General features: G+C 70.7%; 18 protein-coding genes. 9 read left to right on the forward strand and 9 right to left on the reverse strand.

Translation table 11 applies throughout. The features are described 5' to 3' along the window. Positions 1–4 precede the first annotated feature (4 nt). A complete protein-coding gene (locus tag QE416_RS05745) occupies positions 5–1021 on the reverse strand; it encodes a carbohydrate kinase family protein (RefSeq protein ID WP_267788963.1) in 1017 nt (338 codons plus the stop codon). Positions 1022–1152: 131 nt separating this feature from the next. On the opposite strand from QE416_RS05745, the gene QE416_RS05750 reads away from it, so the two are divergent. From QE416_RS05750 to QE416_RS05770, 5 genes are all read left to right on the forward strand, one after another. Continuing rightward, positions 1153–1899, forward strand: a complete 747-nt coding sequence (locus tag QE416_RS05750; RefSeq protein WP_210075753.1) for a DeoR/GlpR family DNA-binding transcription regulator — start codon at positions 1153–1155, stop codon at positions 1897–1899. Next, positions 1896–3236 carry a 6-phospho-beta-glucosidase gene (locus QE416_RS05755; RefSeq protein ID WP_307314309.1) on the forward strand — a complete coding sequence of 447 codons (1341 nt, stop codon included), beginning with the start codon at positions 1896–1898 and terminating at the stop codon, positions 3234–3236. The genes QE416_RS05750 and QE416_RS05755 overlap by 4 nt, the downstream gene beginning before the upstream one ends. A 120-nt stretch (positions 3237–3356) precedes the next feature. Further along, positions 3357–6431 carry a glycoside hydrolase family 38 C-terminal domain-containing protein gene (locus QE416_RS05760; protein ID WP_307314311.1) on the forward strand — a complete coding sequence of 1025 codons (3075 nt, stop codon included), beginning with the start codon at positions 3357–3359 and terminating at the stop codon, positions 6429–6431. After that, on the forward strand, positions 6428–7711 hold the full coding sequence (locus QE416_RS05765) for a nitrate/nitrite transporter (protein WP_307314312.1): 1284 nt from the start codon (positions 6428–6430) through the stop codon (positions 7709–7711). Before QE416_RS05760 ends, QE416_RS05765 begins: the two co-directional genes overlap by 4 nt. Positions 7712–7809: 98 nt before the next feature. Beyond that, positions 7810–8079, forward strand: a complete 270-nt coding sequence (locus QE416_RS05770; protein ID WP_307314313.1) for a DUF6457 domain-containing protein — start codon at positions 7810–7812, stop codon at positions 8077–8079. 52 nt (positions 8080–8131) lie between these two features. Here QE416_RS05770 and QE416_RS05775 read toward each other — a convergent pair whose 3' ends face one another. Beyond that, positions 8132–9169, reverse strand: coding sequence for a citrate/2-methylcitrate synthase (locus QE416_RS05775; protein ID WP_307314315.1), 1038 nt, complete (start codon positions 9167–9169; stop codon positions 8132–8134). Positions 9170–9367: 198 nt separating this feature from the next. On the opposite strand from QE416_RS05775, the gene QE416_RS05780 reads away from it, so the two are divergent. Further along, a complete protein-coding gene (locus tag QE416_RS05780; protein WP_307314317.1) occupies positions 9368–10450 on the forward strand; it encodes a citrate synthase in 1083 nt (360 codons plus the stop codon). A gap of 175 nt (positions 10451–10625) precedes the next feature. Beyond that, on the forward strand, positions 10626–11822 hold the full coding sequence (locus QE416_RS05785) for an MFS transporter (protein ID WP_307314321.1): 1197 nt from the start codon (positions 10626–10628) through the stop codon (positions 11820–11822). Between the two features lie 33 nt (positions 11823–11855). Here QE416_RS05785 and QE416_RS16470 read toward each other — a convergent pair whose 3' ends face one another. From QE416_RS16470 to QE416_RS05795, 3 genes are read right to left on the reverse strand one after another with little or no spacing between them, the layout of a single operon-like run. Continuing rightward, positions 11856–12095, reverse strand: a complete 240-nt coding sequence (locus QE416_RS16470) for a helix-turn-helix transcriptional regulator (RefSeq protein ID WP_373458876.1) — start codon at positions 12093–12095, stop codon at positions 11856–11858. Then, positions 12004–12744, reverse strand: coding sequence for a hypothetical protein (locus QE416_RS05790; protein ID WP_307314323.1), 741 nt, complete (start codon positions 12742–12744; stop codon positions 12004–12006). Before QE416_RS05790 ends, QE416_RS16470 begins: the two co-directional genes overlap by 92 nt. A 43-nt stretch (positions 12745–12787) precedes the next feature. Then, positions 12788–13159 carry a hypothetical protein gene (locus tag QE416_RS05795; RefSeq protein WP_267788977.1) on the reverse strand — a complete coding sequence of 124 codons (372 nt, stop codon included), beginning with the start codon at positions 13157–13159 and terminating at the stop codon, positions 12788–12790. Between the two features lie 83 nt (positions 13160–13242). Between QE416_RS05795 and QE416_RS05800 the strand changes: the two genes are divergently transcribed. Beyond that, positions 13243–13992 (forward strand): DUF429 domain-containing protein, encoded by a 750-nt coding sequence (locus QE416_RS05800; RefSeq protein WP_307314330.1) that lies wholly within the window; start codon positions 13243–13245, stop codon positions 13990–13992. A gap of 9 nt (positions 13993–14001) precedes the next feature. Continuing rightward, positions 14002–15075 carry a DUF4241 domain-containing protein gene (locus tag QE416_RS05805; RefSeq protein WP_267788980.1) on the forward strand — a complete coding sequence of 358 codons (1074 nt, stop codon included), beginning with the start codon at positions 14002–14004 and terminating at the stop codon, positions 15073–15075. A 65-nt stretch (positions 15076–15140) separates the two neighbouring features. Here the strand turns inward: QE416_RS05805 and QE416_RS05810 are convergent, their stop codons facing one another. From QE416_RS05810 to QE416_RS05825, 4 genes are all read right to left on the reverse strand, one after another. Continuing rightward, on the reverse strand, positions 15141–15353 hold the full coding sequence (locus QE416_RS05810) for a hypothetical protein (RefSeq protein WP_307314333.1): 213 nt from the start codon (positions 15351–15353) through the stop codon (positions 15141–15143). A gap of 226 nt (positions 15354–15579) precedes the next feature. Further along, positions 15580–16008, reverse strand: coding sequence for a hypothetical protein (locus tag QE416_RS05815; RefSeq protein ID WP_267788984.1), 429 nt, complete (start codon positions 16006–16008; stop codon positions 15580–15582). After that, positions 15993–17030 (reverse strand): hypothetical protein, encoded by a 1038-nt coding sequence (locus tag QE416_RS05820; RefSeq protein WP_307314335.1) that lies wholly within the window; start codon positions 17028–17030, stop codon positions 15993–15995. Before QE416_RS05820 ends, QE416_RS05815 begins: the two co-directional genes overlap by 16 nt. Before the next feature lie 411 nt (positions 17031–17441). Next, on the reverse strand, positions 17442–18221 hold the full coding sequence (locus QE416_RS05825) for a DUF6671 family protein (RefSeq protein ID WP_307314337.1): 780 nt from the start codon (positions 18219–18221) through the stop codon (positions 17442–17444). Positions 18222–18255 lie beyond the last annotated feature (34 nt).

Here is an 18255-nt window from a genome sequence, read left to right on the forward strand (position 1 = left end):
TGGGTCACTCCTTGATTCGGGTGCGGTGTGAGGGCGGGGCGTCGAAGGGCGATGCGCCGTCGTGCAGCGCGGCGCGAAGGAAGGCGAAGCGCGCCGGGTCGGCGGCCGCCGGGTGAGCGTCGAGCCAGGGGAGCAGCTCGTCGAGTCGGGGAGCAGCGGCCGCGCCGCCCGGGCGCGACACGGTGATGGCGGCGACGAGCGTGGCGAACTCCACGCGCTCGCGCAGTGACCAGGCCGTGAGCTCGGCGGCGGCGAGGGCCCCACCGAAGACGTCGCCGGCGCCCGTGGCATCGACGAAGTCGATGGCGACGGCGTCGATCTCGACCTCGTCGCCCGCCGCCGCGTCGACGGCGATGGCACCGTGGCCGCCGCGGGTGACGACGGCGAGGGGGACGCGCTCGGCGAGGGCGCGGGCGGCCGTGCGGGCGTCGTGGGCGCGGGTGTAGGCGCGGGCCTCGGCCTCGTTCGGGAGGAACGCGTGGCAGCCGTCGAGCACGTCGAGGGCCGTGGCATCCCACCGCTCGTCGGCATCCCAGCCGATGTCGGCGAACACTTTGGTGCCGGCCGTAGCGCGCTCACGTACCCACTCCGATACCGAGTCGTCGATGTGCAGGGCTGCCACGGGAGTGACGGGGGCATCCTGCAGGAGGGATGCCAGGGGGGCGGCGGGACGACCGCCCGTGACCAGAGCGCGGTCGCCGTCGTAGTTCATCGCGGCGGTGACGGGCAGGTTCCAATCGGTGCGCGCGCGGACGCCGTCGATGATGCCCTCGTCGGCCAGACGGTCGCGCACGAGTCGAGACATCGGGTCGGCGCCGGCGTCGGCGCAGAGCATGGTGTCGACGCCGAGACGGGCGGCGGCGATCGCGTAGTTCGCGATGCCACCGGGACCCCAGCCGAAAGCCGGTGTCCAGTGCTCCTCACCGAGGCGCGGGGCTGAGGCGAGGTCGGCGAAGACCAGATCGAGAAAGAGCTGCCCCGCCGTCAGAAGGCGAGGGGTGGGACCGGATGCAACTGTCATCGGCCCCTCCTCTCTTCGGTGACGACCGGGGGCGTTGCACCGTTTATAGCACCGAGCAATCATGAACGCGCAAATTTTTGCGTGTAAACATTTTGTTACTGAGCGATTTTGAGCGCTATGGTGATCGAACCATGAAAGACGTCAGAGATCGCGAGATCCTCCAGCACCTTCGTTCCGCCCGAGCGGCCACGGTCGCGGAGCTCGCCGAGGCCACCGGCTCGAGCATCGCCACGATCCGCCGCGATCTGCAGCGCCTCGACGACGCGGGGCTCCTCCGGCGCACCCACGGCGGTGCGGTGATGAGCGAGGGCGACGCCCCGTTCGCGACCGTCGAGCCCGTCAACCGCGAGGGCAAAGAGCGCATCGCGCGGGCTGCGGCCGCGACCATCCGTGACGGTCAGGCCGTCATCCTCGACGTCGGAACGACGACGCTGCAGCTCGCCCGTCTCTTGCGCGGCCGCGCGGTCACCGTCATCACGAACAACCTGGCGATCTACGACGTGCTGCGCGACGAACGCGAAACGCACCTCGTGATGCTCCCGGGCGATTACGATCCGGTCTACCGCAGCGTCGCCGGCCACCTCACGACCGAGTCGCTGCGTCTGATCCGTGCCGACCACGCGTTCCTCGGCGTCAGCGGTATGTCTCCCGAGGGCGACCTGCGCGACACCACGCTCGCCCAGGTCCCGATCAAGCAGGCCATGCTCGCCGCGTGCGACGCGGCGACCGTCCTCGCCGACCACAGCAAGTTCCCCGGCAGCGGCGCCGGGCGTATCGCCCTGCCCCTCGCCCTGCGGCGGCTCATCACCGATGCGCCGCTCGAGGGCCCGATCGTCGAGTCCCTGGGCCGACGGAATGTCGAGATTGTGACCGCATGAAGCTTGCCATGATCGGTGGCGGAGGATTCCGCACCCCTCTGGTCTACCGCGCCCTCCTCCTGGACCGCGACCCCGGACGCGTCGACGAGGTCGCCCTCATCGACACCGACGGCACCCGGCTGCGCACGATGGCCCGCATCCTCGAAGATCAGGCCCGCGACTTCTCCGACGCACCGCGCGTGAGCGTGCACACGGATGCCGAGGAGGGCCTGCGCGGCGCCGACTTCGTGTTCTCGGCCATCCGCGTCGGCGGCATGGAAGGTCGGGCGGCCGATGAGCGCATCGGCCTCTCGCACGGGGTCATCGGTCAGGAGACCGTCGGCTTCGGCGGCATCTCTTACGCGCTGCGCACGCTGCCGGTGGCCATGCGGCTCGCCGAGCTCATCCAGCGGGTCGCCCCCGATGCGTGGGTCATCAACTTCACCAACCCCGCCGGCGTCGTCACCGAGGCCATGGGTCGTGTGCTCGGCAAGCGCGTGATCGGTATCTGCGACTCACCGATCGGCCTGGCCCGTCGCGCGCTCGGGGCTCTCGGCATCCGGGACTCCGCTGACGTCGAGATCGAGTACGCGGGTCTCAATCACCTCGGCTGGCTCACCGCCCTGCGCCGCGACGGCGTCGACCTGCTGCCCGAGCTGCTGGCCTCTCCCGAGCGCATCGAGTCGTTCGAAGAGGGTGCGCTGTTCGGCGCCGACTGGATCCGCACGCTCGGCGCGCTGCCCAACGAGTACCTGCACTACTACTCGTACCGCCGCGACGTGCTGCAGGCCGACCAGTACGCGGCGACCACCCGCGGGCGGTACCTGCTCGACCAGCAGGCCGGGTTCTGGGATGCCGCGGCGACTGCCCCGCACCCGCACGCGGCGTGGGAGGCCTGCCGCCACGAGCGCGAGGTCACCTACATGGCGACCAACCGCGACTCCGCCGGCATGGGCGACCGTGACGAGGAAGACCTCGTCTCGGGCGGCTACGAGAACGTCGCGATCGCGCTGATGCGCGCGATCGCCTACGACCAGTCGGCCCGTCTGATCCTCAACGTGCCGGGCGGCGGTGTGCTCGCCGGTCTCGACGACCAGGCCGTGGTGGAAGTCCCGTGCATCGTCGGCGCCGACGGCCCGCGGCCCATCGAGAGCGCGGCCGTGCCTGCTTTCGGCCTCGGTCTCGTCACCACGGTGAAGTACGTCGAGCGGCAGACCATCGAGGCCGCGCTCACGGGTTCGCGCGCCGCCGCGCTGCGCGCTCTCGCCCACCACCCGCTCATCGACTCGGTGCGGGTGGCCCGTGCCCTCCTGGACGACGCCGGCTCCAGCTTCGCCGACCTGTCGTACCTCCGCTGACCCGGGGGTGCGGTTCCGCCCCCCACGGCGCCGCACCCCCGCACCACGTCACAGCCCCGCAGAACGAAACCCGAACCGCGCAGCCCCGAACCTCGCGCAGCCTTCGAATCGGAGACCACCGTGCACCAGAACCTCACGCTCGTCGAAGAGCGCATCCACCGCGTTCTCACCGAGCGCATCGTGCCCGCCGTCTACTCGGCCCGCGTGCCCGTCGCGTTGCAGGCCTGGATGGTCCCCGACGAGCCGGTCCCGGCATCCGAGGCGCTCGCCGCCGACTACTCGCCCTTCGCCGTCGGCGACAGCTGGGGCCGCGCGTGGTCGACGTGGTGGTTCGAGGTCACCGGCGAGATCCCCACCGACTGGGCCGGTCGCACGGTCGAGCTGCTGCTCGACCCGGGCTTCCAGGGCGACTGGCCAGGCAACCAGGCCGAGGCGCTCGTGCACACCCCCGACGGCGTGCAGGTGAAGGGCATCCACCCCCGCAACCACTACGTCCGTTTGGCCGACGAGGCCGCGGGCGGTGAGCCGGTGCACTTCTTCGTCGAGGCCGCGGCCAACCCCGACATCTTGAAGAACGACTTCGTCCCGACGCCGTACGGCTCGAAGAAGACCGCGCCCGAGGCGCCCATCTACACGTTCCGTACCGCCGAGCTGGCCGTGTTCGAGCCCGAGGTGTGGGGGCTGCAGTTCGACGTCGAGGTGCTCTACCAGCTCATGAAGGAGCTGCCCGAGACCGAGCCCCGCCGCCACGAGGTCATGCGCGCGCTCGAGCGGGCGCTGAACGTGCTGCGCCTCGACGACATCGTCGGCACCGCCGCGGCCGCCCGCGCCGAGCTGGTCGACGTGCTCTCGCGCCCGGCATCCGCCTCGGCCCACCGCCTCTCGGGCATCGGTCACGCGCACATCGACACCGCGTGGCTCTGGCCCATCCGCGAGACCAAGCGCAAGACCGCCCGCACGTTCTCGAACGTGCTCGCCCTCGCCGAGCAGTACCCCGACTTCCGTTTCGCCGCGTCGTCGGCACAGCAGTACGCCTGGGTGAAGGAGCGCTACCCGCACGTGTGGGAGGGCATCAAGGCCGCGATCGCCGCGGGCCAGTGGATCGTCGTGGGCTCGCAGTGGGTCGAGCCCGACGGCAACCTGCCGAGCGGCGAGGCGATGGTGCGCCAGATCACGCAGGGCATGCGCTTCTTCCGCGACGAGCTGGGCGTCGAGACGCACGGCATCTGGCTGCCCGACTCGTTCGGCTACACCGCCGCGTTCCCGCAGATCGCGAAGCTTGCGGGGCTCGACTGGTTCCTCACGCAGAAGATCTCGTGGAGCCAGACGAACAAGTTCCCCCACCACACCTTCTGGTGGGAGGGCATCGACGGCTCGCGCATCTTCACGCACTTCCCGCCGATCGACACCTACAACTCCACGCTCGAGGGCGAGGAGCTGCACCACGCCGTGCGCCAGTTCCGCGACAAGGGGAGGGCGACGACCTCGCTCGTGCCGTTCGGCTACGGCGACGGCGGCGGCGGACCCATCCGCGAGATGATGGAGCGCCAGCGCCGCGTCGCCTCGCTCGAGGGCTCGCCCCGCGTCGAGATCGAGCACCCCGACGACTTCTTCGCCGCAGCCCAGGCCGAGTACCCCGACGCCCCCGTGTGGGTGGGCGAGCTGTACCTGGAGCTGCACCGCGGCACCTTCACCTCGCACGCCCGCGAGAAGCGCGGCAACCGCGAGGCCGAGAACCGCCTGCGCGAGGCGGAGCTCTGGTGGACCGCTGCGGCGCTCACGGGCGCCGAGTACCCCTACGAGGCGCTCGACCGCCTGTGGCAGGGCGTGCTGCTGCAGCAGTTCCACGACATCCTGCCCGGCTCGTCGATCCAGTGGGTGCACGAGCAGAACGAAGAGGACTACGCCGCCGCGCTCGCCGAGCTGGAGCGCTCGATCGCCGAGGCGCTCGCGGCCGCGGGCCTGTCGGCCGCGGTCGTCAACTCGGCGGACCACGCGCGTCGGTCTCTGACCCTGGATGCCGAGGGCACCCCGCTCGCACTGGTGGAGGCGCCGGCGCTGGGCGTGGCATCCCTCGTTCCCGTCGTTCCGGCGCACCCGGTGACCGCGCACCGCGACGGCGAGGACATCGTGCTCGACAACGGTCTCGTCCGGGTGACCGTCGACGCCCGCGGCCTCGTCACCTCGATCGTCGACCTCGCCGAGAACCGCGAGCTCGTGCCCGCCGGCCGCGTCGCCAACCTGCTGCAGCTGCACCAGGACCTGCCGAACGCGTGGGACGCGTGGGACATCGACGCGCACTACCGCTACACCTTCGACGATCTGGATGCCGCTGACGCGGTCGAGCTGCTCGTCGACGGCGACCTGCGGGCCCGGGTCGTCGTGACCCGCTCGTTCGGCACGTCGCGACTGACGCAGACGATCGCCGTGCAGGCCGACGACGTGCGCGTGCACTTCGCCGTCGACCTCGACTGGAACGAGCGCGAGAAGCTGCTGAAGGCGTCGCTGCCGTTCGTTGTGCACGCGCATCACCACAGCGCCGAGATCCAGTACGGGCACGTGCGCCGCGCGACGCACACGAACACCTCGTGGGAAGACGCGAAGTTCGAGGTCATGGCGCACCGCTGGGTGCACGTCGAAGAGCCCGGATACGGCATCGGGGTGACCAACGATGCGACCTATGGCCACGACATCACCCGCACCGTGGGGGCTTCGGGCGAGGTCGAGACCGAGGTGCGCCTGAGCCTCGTGCGTGCGGCGAATTCGCCCGACCCGATCCAGGATGCCGGCCACCACACGTTCGCCTACGCGGTGCACCCCGGGGCCGACATCGCCGCGGTCGTGGCATCCGGTTACGAGCAGAACCTGCCGCTGCGCCGCCCCGTCGTGGAGGGCACCGTCCAGCCGTGGAGCGTCGTGCGCTCGACCAACGAGGGCATCCGGATCGAAGCCGTCAAGCTCGCCGACGACCGATCGGGCGATGTGATCGTGCGTGCGTACGAGGCGCTGGGTCGTCGCGCGGCCACGACGCTGGTGCCCGGGTTCGCCGTGACATCCGTCTCCGAGGTCGACCTGCTCGAGCGCCCGCTCGGTGCCGACATGGCGCGTTCGCGTCAGCTCGCGCACGAGGGCGACGAGATCCAGCTCGAGCTGCGGCCGTTCCAGGTCGTGACGCTGCGGCTGACCCGCGGATGACCCGGAGCGCGACCCCGGCGGCCCCCTGGCGACAGCGCATCGGCGTGCTCGCCGTGTGGCTCGTCGGGGTCGTCGCGTACGTGGTCTCCATCGTGAATCGCACCTCCCTGTCGGCCCTCGGGCTCGAGGCGGCGGATCGGTTCGCGATCACCGCGGCGACGCTGTCGCTTCTGGCCGTCGTGCAGCTCGCCGTCTACGGCGCGCTGCAGCTGCCGGTCGGGCTGCTCCTCGACCGGTTCGGCGCGCGCACCGTGCTCACGGTCGGCATGTTCGTGATGGCCGCGGCGCAGGTGCTTCTCGCGATCGCCCCGGGCGTGGGCCTGGCGATCGCCGCGCGTCTGCTCATGGGCGCCGGCGAGGCCGCGATCTTCCCCGGCCTGCTGAGGGTCATCGGAATGCGCTTCCCCCGACGCCTCGCGCCGACGGCCGTGCAAGTGACCGGACTTCTGGGGCAGTTCGGTCAGATCATCAGCGTCGTTCCGCTCGCGGCCCTCGTCGGTCTGTCCGGGTGGACGTCGGCCTTCCTCGCGGTGGCCGGGGTCACGGCTCTGGTGGGCGTGCTGGTCGTGGTCGTCGTCCACGAGCGCGGGTCGATCGCCGTCGCACGGGAGCCGGTCGGCCGGTCCGTGCGCGCGGCCTGGCGTGCGGCGGGCACCCGTCTGGCGTTCTGGGTGCACTTCGTCACCTCGTTCTCGGGCAACGCCTTCGCGATCCTCTGGGGCTTCCCCTTCCTCGTGGCCGGTCAGGGCCTGGATGCCGCGTCCGCGGGCGGACTGTTCACGGTCTACGTCGTCGGCGGTATCGTCTTCGGGCCGCTCGTGGGTGCCGTCTCCGGGAGGTTCCCCCGTGCTCGGACCGCCCTCGTGATCGCTCTCGTCGCCGCGCAAGCGGCGTCGTGGGCGGCGGTTCTGGTGTTTCCCGCCCGGGCGCCGCTGCCCCTTCTCGTCGTGCTCGCTATCGCCATGTGCGTCGGGGGGCCCGCGTCGATGATCGCGTTCGACATCGTGCGCGACCACAACCCGCCCGAGCGGCTGAGCACGGCGACAGGGGTGGTGAACGGCGCGGGTTTCCTCTCGAGCATCCTCGTGATCCTGGCGATCGGCGCCGTCCTCACCCTGCAGGCCGGTGGGGGAGAGTTCTCGCTCGCCGCGTTCCGTCTGGCGGAGCTCGTGCAGGTGCCCTTCTGGGCGATCGGGCTCCTCCTCGTGTTGCGCGCGCATCGCCAGGTGACGAGCCGCGGCATCGAGGCGCCCCGCACGGGAGCCCGCGTCGTCGGATAGCGACGGGGCGCTCGGCGCGATCGGATCGCCTGGCACCCGGATGCCACCTTCATCGGCTGTACTCGTGGGACGATCTCCCCACGGCCCGAGGAGGAACCATGACCGAGTCCCGCACGCTGCCCCCCGAAGCGCTGAACGACTGGAGCGCCGCTCTCGCGGAGCGCTTCGGCCTAGCCGAGGGCGACATCCCCATCTCTCTGATCCTCGATCTCGCGCGCGACGTCGCCAACGGCGTCGCCCGGCCGGCGGCGCCGCTCAGCGCATTCGTCGCCGGTCTCGTCGCCGGTCGAGCGGGCGGCTCACCCGCCGACACCGAGGCCGCCGTGGCGGCGGTGGCGCATATGGCGCACGGGTGGGACAACCGCTGACGCATCATCTATCGACTTTCGTTCGGTGGGTGAAACGGGCTGAGGCGAGCGATCACGGCCCCACGTACTCCCCGCGGGGCCGCAGCCGCATGGCCGGCTCGGCGTACTCCGCGGCGATGTGCGCGATCCACCCGGCCACCCGCCCCAGCACGAAGATCGTGCTCGCCGCGTCCTCGGGGAGCCGGGCTCCGGATGCCAGCGCCGCCAGCGCCAGATCCACGTTGGGCCGCAACCCCGCGCGGTCGGCGACGACGTCGGACAGTCGCCGCACGGCATCCATCGTCCCTTCCCCGTCGGGCAGTGCGGCCAGGAGCGGGAACAGGGCCGTGGCCCGATCGTCGCCCCCGGCGTAGAGCGGATGACCGAAGCCCGGGATGCCGTTGCCCTCTTGCAGTGAGTCGGTCAGCGTCCTCTCGGGTTCCTGGCCACGCCGCACGCGGGTGAGCAAGCGGGCGGTGCGGGTCGCGGCCGAGATGTGCAGCGGAGAATCGGCAGCGCCGAGGGCGGCACTGACAGCGGCGTAGCCGTCGGCACGGGCCGAAGCCGCGACCCGCGCGGCGAAGGTCGACACCGCCAGGTCGTGGTCGATCAGCAGGACGAGTGCGGCGTTGACGGCGGCGATGGTCGCCGCATCGGTCGGCGGGCCCCACGCGCTCACCAGCGAGCGCGCGACATCGGCGTGCGGGTGGCCGCCGAGGGCGACGGGCAGCCCGGTGATGAGCGACCAGCCGATGCGGTGGGCGGTGTCCGCCGAGGCGTCGTAGCGCAGCGGGTCGTCGGCGGCGAAGCCGGTCACCGCGGCGCGCAGCCGGTCCATCGACCCGGCGTGCAGGGGGAGGGCCTCGACCATCGCGCGGGCGCTGCCGATCGCGGGGTCGGGCGCGTCCACGCGCTCCGCGTCCCACAGCCAGGCCACGACCTCGGCGAAGGGCTGGTTCATCAGGTCGCGGGCGCGGCGTCCGCGGTAGAGCAGTTCGTCGTCCTCGATGTCGGCGATGTCGGTCTGCACGATGCCGAGGGGCATGCCGGTCGTGGGGTGCGTCGGCGTCCGCGTCGCCGTGCGTCGGCGGCCCGAGGCGAAGGCCTCCACCTCGAGCGCGTCGAACGTCGAGCCGCGGGCCTCGCGCTCGCGGCGGAGAAGAGTCCGCGCGAGACATACGCGTACACGGTCTCGGCTTTCACGCCGAGGCGCGCGGCGACCTGGGCCGCGGAAAGACGGGGGAGGGGTGCGGTCATCTTGATCCGATCAACGTTGACGCTGAGATCGTCATGTTCGCACACTGAGCGCATGAGCGACCTGATCGATGTGCCCCGCGGACTGAACGGCGTCGTCGCGGCCGAGACGACCATCAGCGACGTCGACGGTGAGGCCGGCGTCTACCATTACCGCGGCTTCTCGGCGGTGGAGCTGGCCCGCACTCGTTCCTTCGAAGACGTCTGGCAGCTGCTGGTGGCGGGAGAGCTGCCGGATGCCACGACCCGAGCCACCTTCGCCGCGCGCGTCTCGGCCGCGCAGGCCGACCCCGCCCTGCCCGGGCTGATCGCCGCGGTCACGGCCCGCACCGATCAGCCGCTCGCGGCGCTCCGGGCGGTGTGGACGCTCGCGGCATCCGCCCGCTCCTCCGCCGCCCTGTACGACCTCGATCCCGACGCGCGACTCGACGAGGCGATCGCCTTCGCCGCGATGGCCCCGCTCGTCCTCGCGCCCGGGTCCTCGAGCGGTCGGGGCGTCGTGGCCGACTACCTCGAGCGCGTGACCGGGGCGGCTCCCGACGACGCCCACGTCCGGGCGCTGTCGGCCTACCTGGTCGCGGCGATGGACCACGGCTTCAACGCCTCGACGTTCACGGCCCGGGTCATCGCGTCGACGGGGGCCGACATGGCATCCTGTCTCTCCGGCGCGCTCGGCGCGCTCTCGGGGCCGCTGCACGGCGGAGCCCCGGCCCGCGCCCTCGACAGTCTCGACCGCGCGGACGACGACCCCGCCGCCTGGATCGCGGGGGAGCTCGACGCGGGACGCCGGCTGATGGGCTTCGGGCACGCGGTGTACCGCACGGCCGACCCGCGCTCCGAGCTGTTGCGCGAGGTCGCGCGCGGCCTCGGCGGCGACCGCATGACCCAGGCGCTGGCGTTCCAAGAAGAGGCCGAGCGTCAGCTCGCGCAGCGTCGGCCCGAGCGCCCGCTGCACGCCAACGTCGAGTTCTACGCGGCCGTGGTGATGGAGCAGTGCGGCATCCCGCGGGCGATGTTCACGCCCACCTTCGCTCTCGCCCGCACGATCGGCTGGACCGCGCACGTGCTCGAGCAGGCGCGGGACCCGAAGATCATCCGGCCCACGGCGCGGTACGTGGGGCCGGTGCTCGCGGGCTGAACCCCGGTCCACGGGTCGCACGATCGATGCGCCGCACTCCGCTGCGGGCACCCGGCCTGTCGCGACTCGACTTCGCAGGACCGCCCTCGGCACGAGACGCGACTCCCGGACGAATGGTCGGATGCCGCGGACGATTGGTCGGGCGCAGACGGTGGCCCCGAACCAGCATCGAAGCATGACCTCGACCGCTCCCGTTCCGACCTCGCTCTCCGCCCCGCCCTCGATGCGGTACGGCGGCCTCATCGTCGTGATGCTGCTGAGCTTCCTGCTCGTCACCGCGGAGTTCCTCCCCAACGGCGTGCTCACCGAGATGGCCGCCTCGCTCGGCATCACCCCGGGCCAAGCCGGTCAGACCGTCACGGTCACCGCCCTCGCGGGGCTTCTCGTCGCCCCGACCGTCGGGCTGCTGCTTCCCCGGCTCGACCGCCGCACGCTGCTCGTGCTGGCGGCGGCTGCGGCCGCGCTGTCGAGCCTCGTCGTCGCGATCGTGCCGAGCCTGGTGGCCATCCTCATCGCCCGGTTCCTGCTGGGGGCCGCGATCAGCGCGTTCTGGTCGATGTCGATCACGGTCGCGGCACGCCTGTCGAGCCCCGAACGCATCGGTCGCGCCGTCATGTTCGGCTCTGCCGGTCTGTCGCTGGCGACGGTGGCGGGCGTTCCCCTCGGCGTCGCGCTGAGTGAGGCGCTCGACTGGCGGCTGGCGTTCCTCCTCGTCGCCGTGGCGACCGCGGCGGTCGGCATCGCGGTGCGCGCCGTGCTGCCGCCCGTTCCGCCGGCCGCGGCGTCGAGCCTCGGCATCCTGGTCGGCACCCTTCGTCGCCGGGGTGTGGCGGGCGGCATGGTCGGTCACGTGCTCGTCGTGCTCGGCCACTTCCTCGCCTACACGTACGTGCGTCTGTCGCTCGAGCGCATTCCGAACGTCGACGCGGGCACCGTCGTGCTGCTTCTCGCCCTGTTCGGGGTCGGCGGTTTCGTGGGCAACATCCTCGTCGGCATCGTCGTCGATCGCGCCTTCGCGCGTCTGGCCGTCGTCGGCCCCCTGGTGATCGCGCTCGCTGTCGCGGCTGTCGTCCTGCTCCCCTCGGCGATGGCGGTGGTCGCGGCCGCCGTGCTCGTCTGGGGCTTCTTCTTCTCGTCGTGGCTCATCATCGTGAACACCTGGGTCGGTCACCGCATGCCCGACCGTCTCGAGGCGGGCGGGAGCCTCGTCGTCACCGGCTTCCAGCTTGCGATCACGATCGCGGCCGGCCTCGGCGGCCTGCTCGTGGACGCCGCGGGGATCGTGACGGTGGATGCCATCGGCATCCTGCTGCTCGTGATCGGTGCCGTGCTGTTCGGCCTCTCGCTGCGGCGGCGCCCTCGCGCGCGATGACGGCGACGGCCCCGCCGAAGATGCGGCGGGGCCTCAGGGCGTCAGCGAGCGCCGACCGCTGCGCCAGGCCGACGGGGCCACGCCGGTGTGGCGGCGGAAGGCGCGGCGGAACCCCTCGTCTGAGGCGTAGCCCAAAGCCCGCGAGGTTTCCGAGACGGGCGTCCCCGCGTCGAGGAGGTCTTCAGCTCGGCGCATCCGCACCGCCGTGACATACGAGGCGGGTGAGGTGCCGAACACCTCCCGGAAACGGGCGGCGAACACCGACCGCGACATCGCGCCGAGGGCCGCGAGCTGATCGATCGTCCACTCCTTTCCGGGGTCGTCGTCGATGGCGGCCGCGACACGGGCGAGGAACGGGTCGGCGGTGCGCGGCGGCCACGAGGTCTCGTGCTCTGACGCGGGCCCACGCACGCAGCGCCGACAACAGCACCGTGGTCACCATGAGCTTGCAGATGGTCTCGTCGCCCTGGCGGTCGAGCGCGGCACCGGGGGCGGGAATGCCCAGGTGGGCGGCGAGGCCGGCAGCCGCGGGTTCTGCGCGCGCGAAGCCGCTGACGAAGACGACCGGCGGTAGGGCGCGGGTGTGCACCGTCGGAACCACCTCGAGCGGAACGACGGTCACCTCGGCGCCGGACTGCGAAGCCAGCTCGAGCGAGTGGCATCCGAGCGAGATGAAGGCGTCTCCCGTGAGCAGCGTACGTCCGCCCTCCACCGCGGTCGCCGCCCCGGAGGGCGCGTTGACCGAGCATCCCGCTCGCGCGGCGCTGAGGCCGGTGAGCTCGCCGGAGCGCACGTAGACGATCGCGGATTCGCCCTGCGCCAGCGTCGTGCTCTCGCCCATCGACAACGACCGCCGCCACGCACGACCGGGGTGCACGTCGATGTTCGACAGAGCGCTCTCGAGCGCGGCACGCGAGGTCATGAGAGCGGCAACCCCGCTCGTCTCGGCGCTATTCCGAGCGTCGTCAGCCCAACAGTTCGAGCCCGCTGAACAGCCCGATCGTCACAGAGAGAAGACCTGCCGCCACTCCCGCGATGAACCCCGCCGCGGCGAGCTCGCGCGCCATGCGCGCATTCAGGCTGAAGATGCCGCACACGAACGAGATCAGGGCCAGCACCCACATGCCGATCTGGATCCACATCAGGTTGTCGACGTCGGCGATCGCGCTCGCCGTGGCGACGAAGAGGTACCAGGCGATGACGACGACGCCGGTGACGATCGCGACGACGGAGACGACCCGCAGGTCACCTTTCGGCGCAGGAGGGGCGGGCGGCTCGTCGCGCGGCGGGATGTCGACGGCCGGTTCCAGCGAATCGGGGAGGTCGTCGTCTGCCATGTCTCGATCCTCCCAGGTCGCGAGGCCTTTCGGCGAGGTCTTGACGGGCCTCGCCGCGGGCGACCGCGCCTAGGCTCGAGGGGATGAGAACCGTCGGAGTCGACCTCGCCGCCGGAGCCCCCGGCACGGCCCTCGCCGAGATGCACTGGGCCGATGGCGCGGCCCGGCTCACGCGGCTCGAGATCGGGATCCAGGATGCCGACATCGTGGCATCCGTCCGCTCCGGCGACGTGTGGCTCGGGGTGGACTGCCCGCTCGGCTGGCCCGACGCCTTCGTCGACTTCGTGCAGGCGCACCACACCGACGAGGCCCCGACGCTCGGCCCGGTCGACGGAGGTGCGGACTGGCGGCGCACGCTCGTCTACCGCCACACCGACCACGTGGTGCGCGAGCGCATCGGGCGCTGGCCGCTGAGCGTCTCGACCGACCGCCTGGGCGTGACAGCGCTGCGCGGCGCGGGCCTGCTGCGGCGGTTGGCCGAGGCCGGATTCCCGGTCGATCGCGCGGCCGAGGGGCGGCTGTTCGAGGTCTATCCCGGCGGTTCGCTGCGCCTCTGGGGCTTCGACACGAGTGGATATCGAGTGGATGCCACCCGCCGGGCGACCCTACTCGACGCCCTGACCGAGCGGGCACCGTGGCTCGACGTCGGCGGATTCTCTTCCCTGGCGATCGCGAAGGCCGACGCGTTCGACGCCCTCATCGCGGCTCTGGCCACGCGCGCCGGAGCCCTCGGGTCGTTCGAGCGCCCGGCATCCGCAATGCTCCCCGTCGCTCAGCGCGAGGGGTGGGTCGTGCTGCCGGACGGGCCTCTCGAGGAGCTGGCGGCGACCTAGGCTGGCGGCATGTGGGGCGATCGCGGGGCGAAAGCGGCAGACAAGCGCGTGCAGCGCTTCCTCGAGGATTACGACGCGCAGTGGCGGCGTGCAGCGCCAGCCTTCGAGGATCGGTCCACACGGCGCAACGCATTCTCCGAGTGGCGAGAACTCGTCGTCCCGCTGACGCGTGATCACGTGGTGGGGGAGCACGTTCGCTTGGACTCCTCGTTCGGTACGCCGCCGGGCTACGGGGTCGCGGTGGAACGGATCGTGCGTTCCGAGGTCGAGGGCGATCGCGCGTTCGTCCTGACCGAGATGATCGACTCGCCGACGCGGCAGAAGCACGAGTACGTTCTCGAGCGCGAAGGGCGCGGGTGGAAGATCAGCGCCATCGAACAGCACTTCGACGACCCCCGCACTCCCTTCGCCGATGCGGCACAGGCCCGGGCGCTCGCCGCCGAGGCGGCACCGGACACCTCTCTCGACGAGGTGCCCGACGAACAGCGAACCCTCGACGAGGTGCGCAACTTCACCGAGCGCTCGGTCGTGCACCGGCGCAGCGGAGAGGAGTCGGAGGTACGCGTCTCGCCCGCGGGAACCCTGGTGACGACGTCGGGTGTGCTCGCCGTGCTCGACTTCGGATACGACAACGACGACGCGCGACCCCTGGCCCGCAGCGTGGCCCCGGGGGCGTACCCGGTCGAAAGAGTGACCGGTTTCGGCCGCAACGCCGCCCTGCGGGTGCGTTTCAGCGATCGGATGCCGGTGACCTGGCATCCCGCCGATCTGCCGTCCGGCCCGGGGCACTTCTTCGGCGTCGACGCGGGCTGCGCGTGCATCGTCGATCTTCCCGCGTACGCGACCATGAGCCGGCGGGCCAAGGCCGCGGCCTTCACCGAGTACATGTACGCGCCCTCGCCGAGCGTCCAGGAGGTCGGTCTCGGGCCGTCCGACGTGGGCATCGTCGCGGAGTCCGGGTACGGCGACGGTCAGTACCCGGTGTACTGGGGGATCGACGAGACGGGCGCGGTCGCACAGCTCGTCGTCGACTTCCTGGTGCTCGTCACCGCGGACGAAGAGGGGAACCTGCGGCACCTGTGAGGCGACCGGCCGCGTGATGGTGCGGCCGGCATCTTGCGGTCGTCTCGCAGGGGCCGTTGCGTTGCTCAGATCGAACTGCGCTGCTGACTCAACGCGGCAGCCGGAGCCGCCGCGATGAGCGCGGCGATGAGGAGCAGGGCGCCGGTATCGCCGTGAACGGTGAGCATCGCAAGACCCGACAGGCCAAGGACGAACACGGAAGTCCACAGAAGGAACACCGCCACGGCACTCGTCCAGACCGGCTGCCCGAACGGCCTCTGATTCAGATCGGTTCGCACGGTGCCTCGCCTTCGGGTCGCTCGCAGATGAGGAGGTGTCACACATCGACGCGGCGCCTTCGTCGAACGCGGCTCGATACGGGGCCAGCATAACCGGGGCCAGGTCCCCCGAATGGGGGACATTGTGCGGCGAGTCGCGGAGCGGTATAGGCGAGCCGTGATGCCGTTCCGCCCGGCCCGTCGGCTAGTTCCGGGCATGCTGCCCACAACGAAAGTTGGAAGCGCCTTACTCGGACGTAGCGGTGCTGTCGAAGTATTCCTGCACATCGGCTCTGTCGCCTTCGCTGAGGGAATGCCCGACGTACTCGATCACGATCCAGTTCGACCGGTAGGAGCCAGACGACGTGGCGGCGAACGCTACCGCATCGTCAATGCTGCTGAACTTCCGGTACGACGCATACGTCGCGCTGTAGCCCTGAACGCACCCAGCAACGTCACGGCAGAGCTTCTCGGTCGCCTCCTCGTAGCCGTTCAGCGCGCGAAATTGCGAGCTGGAGTGAGCGAAGTCGCCGAGGTTAATGTCTTGTCGGGTGTCCCGGGTTGCCATCATGACGAGGAGAACGGCCAGCATCGCGGTGATCGCTACGCCAGCAGTCACACCCGTAGCAATCAGCGCGGCGCGCTGTGACCTGACTCGATTCACGGCCAGTTGCACTTGTAGGGGAAGGCGCCGCCGTCGATACGCCAGTTCAGTCTGTTCGCCCTATAGCCCTCGAGATCCCATGAAGGTCCGCCACTAGCGGGCGTGTACGCGCCGAGAACGTGACACTGGTACTGCTGATAGTAGGTCGACCTGCCGCCCAAGACTTTCGCCTTACTGACGGCTTCGGCCCATCCAGCACCGTTGAGGATCAGCTGCCCCTGGCCCCAACCCTGGACCCCAGCCTGGATCATGCGGCCCCAGGGAGATGTGACCAAGGAGACGTTTGCGATGCCCCGCGTGTATCCGGAAATCCAGACACTGTCGAACAGCCGTTGCCCAGCCCATGGGTCGGCCACGATCGGGTAAGCGAACGAGCTGGAGCTGTGATCGACCACCTGACGCAGCGTCGACCCGTCAATCTCGTAGTGCGTGGGTACCGCTCGTCCTTCCGCGTCGACCGCCCACGCCGGCGCGACGCCGAGCGCAAGCTCGTCGCCAATCGTCGCGCTGACAAAGCCCGATGCGTCGAGAGTGAGCCTCGCGGTGGCGGGCAGAGTCAGGTGATAGGCGTAGCTGGACGGTGCCGATTTGTCGCTAATGATGGTTGTGATCTGAACGGAACCGTCGTCCTTCAGAACCGGCACGGTGGTGAAGCCGTTGTCGCTCTCGAAGCTGACGACAGCGTCGGCTACGCGCTCCCCCTCTATCGGGCCACCAGGGCTCGGCATTTCGATCTCGACGTCGCCGATCTTGATCGGTTCGTCTGACGTGGCGGGTACGACGGTCGTTGTGTCACCGCTGTCCATCGACAAGCTGCCGTCGATGGCGGTCTCGACCGTGCTGGCGTCCGCAACATCGTTCAAAATCTCTTGCGCGGCAGTGCCGGTTTCGGCCGCGGTGCTTGTGACCGACTGAAGCGTGTCCAACGTCGGGGGCGGGTCTCCGTCATCGGCGTTCGCGGCGGTCGGTAGCAAGGCAAGCATCATCGTGATGGTCGCAGTTGCCGCACGGCAGGTCCAGTGTTTGCTGATCAAAGTTCCCCCCGGAACGTTCGAGCCTCACCGGTCCCCCCGGCACTGCGAACGTAGCGTTCGACGAGTTCTTTTCGCAAAACGAACATTTCTGCGTTTCGGGGAGAGGGTCCGGCCGGCGGCCGGCGACCTCGAACAAGTGCTTGGTGTAGTGGGCTGGTCAGATCTCGCGGAGTCTTGCTCTCCCCGGAGAACGGTGCGGCGGCTCGATAGCCCCTGATTGCTCGGCGAGGATGGCGGCTCAAAACGCTCTGCCCATTCGTGCGCGTCGCCGCGTAATGGCCGGCGGTGATCGCGTGCCAGGCGCCCTTCGGTGCGTCCGGCCCGTGCAGACCGAAAATCGACAACTCACCGTCGGGTGAAATGGTGAGTCAACCGCGCGCCGCACCTCCCGCACCGGCTCCAAAGCCCCCCTCACGGATTGCACCTATCGCACGTGGCCGGGTCGGCCTCGCGCTGAGGCCGTCGGCGCTCGCGCTGCTCATCGCAGGCCGGGCAGCCGTCGACGTCGATGCGCACCTGCGAGGTGGCGTTGCCGCACGCGCCGCACCGCAGTCCGCGAACGACGCCCACCGTGCCGAAGCCCGGGCATCCGCACCCCGGACACAGGCGGTTCAGCCGGGCCGCGAGCAGCCACGACAGGCGACGCAGAACCCGTCGCCGGGTCGGGTTCATGTGCGCGCGCAGGTCGGGCTCGAGCTCGACGGGGCCGCGGCGCAGCAGAGCGTCGATGACCGCGGCATCCTGAATCCCTTTATGCATCCCGGTGTCGGTGCGCGCGACGACGGCTTGATGGGGAAAGCCCGCGCGAGCGAGGTAGCGCCGCACCTCGCTCTCGGTACGCACGACACGTGCCGGGGCGACGTGCGTGTGCTGGCGGAGGCCGTGGCGCACGCGGATACCGCGTTCGATATCGACGAAGACGGCGAGCTCCTCGTGCACCATGGGGCCGAAGCCCCCGAGTGCCGGGGCGTACGACGCCTCGGTCGCGAGCCCCGTGGAGGTACCGAGCTCGAGAGCGGCGGCCCGCGCCTTAGACGTGGCCGCCTGTTCGGGGGTGCCCGCCCTCGGCACGTCTCGGGTGAACGTGCCGAGGGAGTCTGTGTCGAGCTGCACCGTCGGGCTGACACCCGCGCCGAGCCACCGGGCGAAGGCGGGGGCGAACGCGGTCTCTTTCCCGTGCAGGGTACCCATGGCGGTCGTGTGGCCGACGTACGGCGACCCCGCT

It is taken from the genome of Microbacterium sp. SORGH_AS_0421, assembly GCF_030818635.1.
Lineage (GTDB): Bacteria > Actinomycetota > Actinomycetes > Actinomycetales > Microbacteriaceae > Microbacterium.